Genomic DNA, 7740 nt, shown 5'->3' with positions numbered 1-7740 from the left:
ACCACTACGGCGCTCGCGGAGCGCCGTAGTCTACCCGGCGCGGCAAAAACCGCCGCAACGGGTATTCGTGGAAACCGCTCTGAGAGCGGCTTTCGGGCTGACTCCCGCCGTCGCGCGGATCGCCGACGGGGCCAAAGCTCGCCGCTGGCGGAGCCGCGAGCACCGCCGAAACCCTCAGGCAAGACCTTTGAGGAGGCGGGCGGCAAAACTCTCAGCGCGGTCTCAGCCAGTAAACAGGCGGGGCGGCGACACTCGCACCGGGGCACGAAGTCCGAATTTCGAGGCCGCGTAGGGGGTTGAGGTGCAGGCACGCGACGGGTCGCACGGCAGAGGAAGTTACGGGAGGCTGGCCGCCGAATTGGCGGTGAACTACGTCATCATGTATCTGGTCATGTACACCATGATCGCCAGCCTGAGCCACTTCTACCTGAACCTCAACAACACATACATGACCCTGATGATGCTCGCCCCGATGGCCGCCATCATGACCTACACCATGCGCTCGATGTTCCCCTCGCGGCGGGCCAACGCGGCGGTGATCGTCGGCGCGGTCGTGGTCTTTGCGGCCAGCTTCGCGGCCATGCGGACGCAGGCCGCCGTCGGTGACGCGCAGTTCCTGCGCTCGATGATCCCCCACCACTCCGGCGCTATCCTGATGTGCCGGGAGGCCTCCCTTACCGACCCGGAGATCATCAACCTGTGCCGGGAGATCGTGCGGTCTCAGGAGTCGGAGATCGCCCAGATGAAGGCGTTACTTCGGCGCTATTGAGGGGGGCGGGGGTGCCCGCTGCGCTGATGCGGGACGAGTCGGCCCGGCTCAAGTTCTGACGGCGGATCGCGCCCAGGCCCGAAGCCGCCGCGCCCGACCGGAAAGCTGGGGTGCGTCGGCTGTCACTGGCCTAGTGCTCGACCAGCCGGAGAAAGCTGCGGGTGCGGGGGTGCTTGGGGTTGACCAGAACCTCGCCCGGCGGCCCCTCCTCCACCACCACCCCGTCGGCCATGAACACCACCCGGTCGGCCACCTCGCGGGCGAAGGCCACCTCGTGGGTGACCACGATCATGGTCATCCCCTCCCCGGCGAGCTGGCGCATGGTCTGCAAGACCTCCTCGTGCAGCTCGGGGTCTAAGGCGCTGGTGGGCTCGTCGAAGAGCACCACCTCGGGGCTCATGGCCAGGGCGCGGGCGATGGCGACCCGCTGCTTCTGCCCCCCGGAGAGCCTCGAGGGGTGCTCGTCGCGCTTGTCGGAAAGGCCCACCTTCTTTAGCAGCGCCTCGCCGACGCGGGTGGCCTCCTCGCGCCCCATGCCCAGCACCTGCATCGGCCCCTCGATGGTATTGCCCAGCGCAGTCATGTGGGGGTAGAGGTTAAACGACTGGAAGACCATCGCGGCCTTGACCCGGAGCTGGCGTATGGTGTTGCTGCGGGTTCGGCTGGGGGGTTTTTCGCCGCTGGTCACATCCAGGTTGCAGACCATTACCTTCCCTTGGTCGGGTTCCTCGAGGAGGTTCAAGCAGCGGATGAGGGTGGTCTTGCCGGAGCCCGACGGCCCCATGATCACCACCACCTCGCCCCTGTTGACGGTCAGCGAGACCCCCTTGAGCACCTCGAGCGGCCCGAAGCGCTTGTGGATGTTCTCGGCGCGGATCTGGCAGACCCCGCCGTGGGCATGAGGGCCACCCCCCGCGTGAAGCTGCTCGTGGCTCATCGGTAGGCCCTCCGCATCCGCTCCTCGAGTTTGGCCTGGCCCAGCGAGAGGAGGGAGTTCACCGCCCAGTATATGACCGCCACGATCACGAACATCTGCATGTAGCGGAAGGTGGCCGAGCCGATCTGCTCGGCCACGCGGGTCAGCTCGACCACGGTCACCACCGAGGCCAGCGAGGTCTCCTTGATCATGGTGATGAAGCGGTTGCCCAGGCTGGGGGTGATGGTCTGGATGGCCTGGGGCAGGATGATGCGCCGCATGACCTGGGCGAAGGTCATGCCGCTGGAGTAGCCCGCCTCCCACTGGCCCCGATCCACCGACTGGATGCCCCCCCGGATGTCCTCGCTGGTGTAGGCCCCGGCGTGCAGGGCCAGGGTCAGTATGACCGCCGGGATGGCCTCGATGGTCACCCCCAACTGCGGCAGGCCGTAGTAGACCAGCAGAATCTGGGTCAGGAGGGGGGTGCCCCGGATGACCGAGACGAAGACGGCCGCCGGGGCGCGCAGTAGCCAGGGGCCGTACATCCGAGCCACCGCCACCAGCAGGCCCACCAGCAGGCTCAGCACGAACGAGACCACCCCGATCCAGAGGGTCGTCCAGAGGGCCTGGAGCAGGAAGGGCGCGGCGCGTTGCAGCAGCTCGAGCATCCGCCCCCCCTTACTTGACGTATTTGGCCAGGGCCGCCGTCATGTCCTGCCCGCCCAACCACTTCTTGGAGATGGCGGTGAGGGTGCCGTCGGCGATCATCTCGGCCAGGGCCTTGTCCACGGCGGCCTTGAAGGCGGGCTCGCCCTTGCGGAAGCTCATAGCGTTGAGTTCGACCCCCAGGTCGAAGGCCGGGGCCACCAGGAGGCCGTTGCGCTGGGCCAGGTACGAGCCCACGAAGCGGTTGAAGAGCCCCGCGTCGGCCCGCCCGAAGGAGACATCCAGCAGGGCCAAGGTGCCGTTCTCGTAGGTGCGGGGTATGGCCCCGGCCACCTGCTCGCGCACGAAGCGCTCCTGGGTGGTGCCCGCCGTCACCGCCACCCGCTTGCCGTTCAGGTCGGCGACGCTCTTGAACTGGGCGACGCGGCTGGGGCGGGTGAAGACCGAGACGCTGATGGCCTGGTAGGGGTTGGAGAAGTCCACCGCCTTTTTGCGCTCCTCGGTGACGGTCTGCCCGGCGATCACCATGTCGTACTTGCCCGCCTCGATGCCGACGATGAAGTCGGCGAAGCGCCCGGCCACGAACTCCACCCTGGCGATGCCCATGCGCTTGGCCAGCTCGGTGGCCACGTCCACGTCGAAGCCGACCAGTTGCTTGTTCTCGTCAATCATGCTCCAGGGCGGGCTGGCCTGGGTGTTGGACACCCGCAGCACCCCCGCCGCCTTGACCCGCGAGAGCAAGTCTTGGCCCTGCGCCTGGGCCGGTTGCCAGGCCACACCTGCCATACCCAGCGCCAAACCCAGCAAACCCAACCAACTGCCCCTTACCAACATTTGCTTCATACCCTACCTCCTTAAGCTCTTACCCGATTGAGTTGCTCCAGAGCTTGCAAGAAGCGCTCGAGTTCGGCCTCGCTGTTGTAGTAGTGGACGCTGGCCCGCACCAGGTCTTGAATGCCCCGCCCGCCCATGTCCAGCAGCGTGGAGGGGGCGCGGGAGACGTTGACGTTGATGCCCTGGGCCAGCATGGCCTGGCGCACCTGGTCGGCGCTGATGCCCCGCAGGTTGAACGAGACGATGCCGCAGCGCTCCCGGCCCAGATCCAGCACCGTGCAGCCGGGCATCTCCAAAAGGCTCAGGCGCAGTTGTTCAGCCAGGGCTTGCACGCGGGGCCAGGTCTGCTCGAGGCCCCAGCGCAGCGCGTAGTCCACCGCCGCCCCCAGCCCCAGCTTGTTGGCGACGCTGCACTCCCAGTTCTCGAAGCGGCGGGCGCTGGGTTCGATGGCGTAGCGCTCGGGGGCCTCCCAGGTGGCGGCGTGGAGGTCGAGGAAGGGCGGCTCGAGGGTCTCCAGGACGACCTGGCGGGCGTACAGGAAGCCCACGCCGCGCGGCCCCCGCAGGTACTTGCGGCTGGTGGCCGAGAGCAGGTCGCAGCCGATCTGCGCCACGTCCAGCGGCATCTGCCCCGCCGACTGGCAGGCATCCAGCAGGTAGAGCACCCCGTACTTGCGGGTCAGACGGCCCACCTCGGCGGCCGGGTTGACCAGCCCCCCGTTGGTGGGAATGTGGGTCAGGGATACCAGCTTAACCCTCCCGTGCAGCATCCGCTCCAGTGCCTCCAGGTCGATCTGCCCGCTCTCGTCGCCCGGCACCACCTGCACCACCGCGCCGGTGCGCCGGGCCACCTGCAGGTAGGCGATGTGGTTGCTGGCGTACTCGACCTGGCTGGTCAGGATGACCTCGCCGGGGGCGAAGGGGATGCTGTAGAAGGCCATGTCCCAGGCGCGGGTGGCGTTCTCGACCACCGCGATCTCGGCGGGCGCGGCACCGATCAGGCGGGCCAGTGAGGCGTAGACGGCGCTGTGCTGGGCCGAGCGCATCCGGGCCGCCTCGTAACCTCCGAAGTTGGCCTCGAGGTCGAGGTGGTCTTTCACCGCGTCCAGCACAGGCTGGGGCATCAGCGCCGCCCCGGCGTTGTTGAGATGGAGCACCCGCGACGCTCCGGGGGTCTCGCGGCGGGCGCGCTCGAGGTCAAACACGCGGGCCTCCCCGAAATGCCGGGCCTTCCCTGCTTGAGGACTGTCGGTAGGGCTTCATTTGGTGTAGCAATATATTACATACTTGATACTACAAGTCAAGGGTTGAGGTATACTGCGGCGATGCCACTGCCCGAAACCGTCCGCACCGTGAAGCGGGAACTGGCCCGCGAGCAGGTCTACCAGCAACTGCGGGACTGGATCATTGACGGAACCCTGAGGCCCGGAGAGCCGATCCGCGACCTCGAGATGGCCGAGGCCCTGGAGGTCAGCCGCACCCCGGTGCGGGAGGCCCTGCGCCGATTGGAGGACGAGGGGCTGGTCGAGACCGCCTCCCACAAGTGGACGCGGGTCGCGCTGCTCAAGGCCGAGCAGGCCGACGAACTCTACGGGATCGTGCAGCGGCTGGAGGCCTACGCCCTCGAGCTGGCCCAGCCCCGGCTGGGCGAGGCCGAGCTGGGCGAGCTGGAGGCCGCCAACGCCGAACTCCGCGCCGCCATCGCCCGGCACGATGCGAAGGCCGCCCTGGAAGCCGACAACCGCTTCCACCAGGTCTGGATCGAGCGCTCCGGCAACCGCGAGCTGGCGGGGGTGCTGGCCGACCTCAAGACCAAGCTGCGCCGCCTCGAGCTGGCCCACTTCGACTCCAAGGACGCGGTGGAGTCGGTCAAGGAGCACGCCCTGATCATCCGCTCGCTGCGCTCGGGGCGCGCCGAGACCGCCCTGGAGGCGGTGGAGGGCAACTGGGAGGGGGCCACCGACCGCTTCAGGGGGCGCTTGGCCCGCAGAAAGTCCCCGGCCTAGGGCCGGGGACAGGGGTGGGCGCGTCGGCGAGACTCAGGCGGGCTTGAGGGCTTCGGCGATGGCCCGGATGAGTTCCTCCTTGCGTTCGTAGGAGGGCCGCAGGTAGACGTGGGTCTCGTTCAGCCAGTCGTGGACGGCGGCGACCTCGAGCTGCTCGGGCAGCTTGAGGTGGGGGTAGGCCCCGTACTCCACCTCCATCCCGAAGCGCTCGGCCACGGCCTCGAGGGCCTCCGCCTTGTCCGGCGTCCAGCGGGTGGCGAAGGGCAGCAGGAAGGCCGGTTTGCCGCAGGAGCCCCCCAGACCCAGCATCTGAAAGCCGCCCACCTGGGGGGCGGCGTACTTGGCCTGCGAGCGGGCCACGAAGGCCTCGCGGTCTTTGACCCTATCCTTGGCGGTCTTGAGGCTGGCGACGAACAGGCCGAGGGACTTGTCTTTCTCCTGCATGGCTTCGCTCATGGTTCCTCCTGTTTGGGCGGGCAAGGTACGTCTGCGAAAGAGCAGAACACACAGCAGTCGCCCGGCTTGGGTTTGAGAATGACCCCGCAGCAGGGGCAGGCGAAGAGGCGCTGACAAGCATCGGTGGGCATCGTCGCGGCGGTTCTGCCGCCACACTGCGGGCAGGTCAGGGTGGCTTCGAGGATGGGCATCACGCGGTCGCGGGCTGGGGCTCGCTGCGGGGGGCGGGGCTGGCCTCGCGCAGCGGCGGACGGAAACCGCGCAGGCGCAGCGAGTTGGAGAGCACAAAGACGCTGGAAAGCCCCATCGCGGCCCCGGCAAGCACCGGCGAGAGCAGCCAGCCGTTGACGGGATACAGCACCCCGGCGGCCACCGGGATCAGGAGCACGTTGTAGGCGAAGGCCCAGAACAGGTTGAGCTTGATGTTGGCGAGGGTGGCCCGCGAGAGCGCGACGGCGTTGGGGATGCCGCGCAGGTCGCCCGACATCAGGATCACGTCGGCGGTCTCGATGGCGATGTCGGTGCCGGTGCCGATGGCCAGCCCCACGTCGGCCTGGGCCAGCGCGGGCGCGTCGTTGATCCCGTCGCCCACGAAGGCCACCTTGTGACCCCCGGCCTGCAAACCTTTAATGGCCTCGGCCTTGCCGTCCGGGAGAACCTCGGCCAGCACCTCGTCAATGCCCAACTGTTTGGCGATGGCCTGGGCGGTGCGGCGGTTGTCGCCGGTGATCATCGCCACCTTGAAACCCTGCCGATGTAGGGCCGCGAGGGCCTCGGGGGTGCCGTCCTTGACGGGGTCGGCCACCGCGATCACGGCGGCGAGCTGGCCGTTGATGGCGGCGTAGAGCGGGGTCTTGCCCCCGTCGGCCAGGCGCTGGGCCTCGTCCAGGAAGGGGTGGATGCTCACGCCCAGCTTGAGCATGTAGCGATCCGCGCCCACCTCCACCCGGTAGATGCCCACCTGCCCGCTGACCCCGAAGCCGGGCAGGGCCTCGAAGTCCAGCGGCTCGGTCAGCTCCAGGCCCCGCTCCCTGGCGGCCTTCACGATGGACTGGGCCACCGGGTGCTCGGACTTCTGCTCGAGCGAGGCCACCAGCCGCAACACCTCGGCCTGGTCAAAGCCCTGGGTTTTTAGGTCGGTCAGCTCGGGCCTACCCTTGGTCAGCGTTCCGGTCTTGTCGAGGGCGATGACCCTGGCCTCTTGCAGGGTTTGCAGGGCCTCGCCCTTGCGGAACAGAACGCCCATCTCGGCGGCCTTGCCGGTGCCCACCATGATGCTGGTCGGGGTGGCGAGGCCCATCGCACAGGGGCAGGCGATGATCAGCACCGCCACGGTGTTGACCAGGGCGTAGCTCACGGCGCTCTCGCCGCCGAACAAGAGCCAGACCAGGGCGGTCAGGGCCGCGATGCCCAGCACGATGGGGGTGAAGACCGCCACCACCCGGTCGGCGAGCCCCTGGATGGCGGGCTTGGAGCCTTGGGCGCTCTCGACCAGCCGGATGATCTGCGACAGCACCGTGTCAGAACCCACGGCGGTGGCCCGGAAGCTGAAGGCCCCGTTCTGGTTGACCGTCCCGCCCACCACCTTGGCCCCCTCGCTCTTGAGGGCGGGTATGGGCTCGCCGGTGATCATGCTCTCGTCTACGTAGCTCTGCCCCGAGGCCACCACCCCGTCCACCGGGATCTTCTCGCCGGGCCGGACGGAGATGAGGTCGCCGGGCAGCACCTCGTCCACCGGGGTCTCGAGTTCCTGCCCGTCGCGCAACACCCGCGCTGTCTTGGCCTGCAAACCCAGCAGCTTCTTCATGGCCTGGCTGGTGCGGCCCTTGGCCACGGCCTCGAAGTATTTGCCCAGCAGAATCAGGGTGATCACCACCCCTGCGGCCTCGAAGTAGACGTGCTGGGCTTTCTCGGGCAGAAAACCCGGCGCGAAGCTCATCAGCCCGGTGACGGCGCTGCTGTACCAGAAGGCCGCCCCGGTGCCGAGCATCACCAGGGTGTTCATGTCGGGTGAGCCGGAGCGCAGGGCCTTCCAGCCCAGCCTGGGGAAGTGGGCTCCGGCATAGAAATAAATCGGCAGGGTCAGGGCCAGC

9 protein-coding genes are annotated in these 7740 nt (G+C 68.2%); 2 read left to right on the top strand and 7 right to left on the bottom strand.

Annotation, left to right across the window (positions count from 1 at the left end):
* The first annotated feature begins 301 nt into the window (after positions 1-301).
* Positions 302-769, top strand: a complete 468-nt coding sequence (locus tag Q0288_RS04360) for a DUF305 domain-containing protein (protein WP_299427736.1) — start codon at positions 302-304, stop codon at positions 767-769.
* 130 nt (positions 770-899) lie between these two features.
* Here Q0288_RS04360 and Q0288_RS04355 read toward each other — a convergent pair whose 3' ends face one another.
* Genes Q0288_RS04355 through Q0288_RS04340 form a run of 4 tightly spaced genes read right to left on the bottom strand, consistent with a single transcriptional unit; the run spans position 900 to position 4390 of the window.
* Entirely contained in the window at positions 900-1706 is an 807-nt protein-coding gene (locus Q0288_RS04355; RefSeq protein ID WP_299427733.1) for an amino acid ABC transporter ATP-binding protein, read from the bottom strand.
* Entirely contained in the window at positions 1703-2353 is a 651-nt protein-coding gene (locus Q0288_RS04350) for an amino acid ABC transporter permease (RefSeq protein ID WP_299427730.1), read from the bottom strand. Before Q0288_RS04350 ends, Q0288_RS04355 begins: the two co-directional genes overlap by 4 nt.
* A gap of 10 nt (positions 2354-2363) precedes the next feature.
* Positions 2364-3194, bottom strand: a complete 831-nt coding sequence (locus Q0288_RS04345; RefSeq protein ID WP_299427727.1) for a transporter substrate-binding domain-containing protein — start codon at positions 3192-3194, stop codon at positions 2364-2366.
* 11 nt (positions 3195-3205) lie between these two features.
* Positions 3206-4390 (bottom strand): aminotransferase class V-fold PLP-dependent enzyme, encoded by a 1185-nt coding sequence (locus tag Q0288_RS04340; protein ID WP_299427725.1) that lies wholly within the window; start codon positions 4388-4390, stop codon positions 3206-3208.
* A gap of 120 nt (positions 4391-4510) precedes the next feature.
* Between Q0288_RS04340 and Q0288_RS04335 the strand changes: the two genes are divergently transcribed.
* Positions 4511-5191, top strand: coding sequence for a GntR family transcriptional regulator (locus tag Q0288_RS04335; RefSeq protein ID WP_299427723.1), 681 nt, complete (start codon positions 4511-4513; stop codon positions 5189-5191).
* Between the two features lie 33 nt (positions 5192-5224).
* On the opposite strand, the gene Q0288_RS04330 is transcribed toward Q0288_RS04335, so the two are convergent.
* From Q0288_RS04330 to Q0288_RS04320, 3 genes are all read right to left on the bottom strand, one after another.
* Positions 5225-5647 carry a hypothetical protein gene (locus Q0288_RS04330; protein ID WP_299427720.1) on the bottom strand — a complete coding sequence of 141 codons (423 nt, stop codon included), beginning with the start codon at positions 5645-5647 and terminating at the stop codon, positions 5225-5227.
* Positions 5644-5838 (bottom strand): GDCCVxC domain-containing (seleno)protein, encoded by a 195-nt coding sequence (locus Q0288_RS04325; RefSeq protein WP_299427717.1) that lies wholly within the window; start codon positions 5836-5838, stop codon positions 5644-5646. Before Q0288_RS04325 ends, Q0288_RS04330 begins: the two co-directional genes overlap by 4 nt.
* The coding region (locus tag Q0288_RS04320; RefSeq protein WP_299427715.1) for a copper-translocating P-type ATPase at positions 5838-7740 on the bottom strand (1903 nt) is incomplete at its 5' end. The genes Q0288_RS04325 and Q0288_RS04320, both read right to left, overlap by 1 nt.

The organism is uncultured Meiothermus sp. (assembly GCF_937863175.1).
Lineage (GTDB): Bacteria > Deinococcota > Deinococci > Deinococcales > Thermaceae > Meiothermus.
This window is presented reverse-complemented; position numbering and strand designations above follow the sequence as displayed.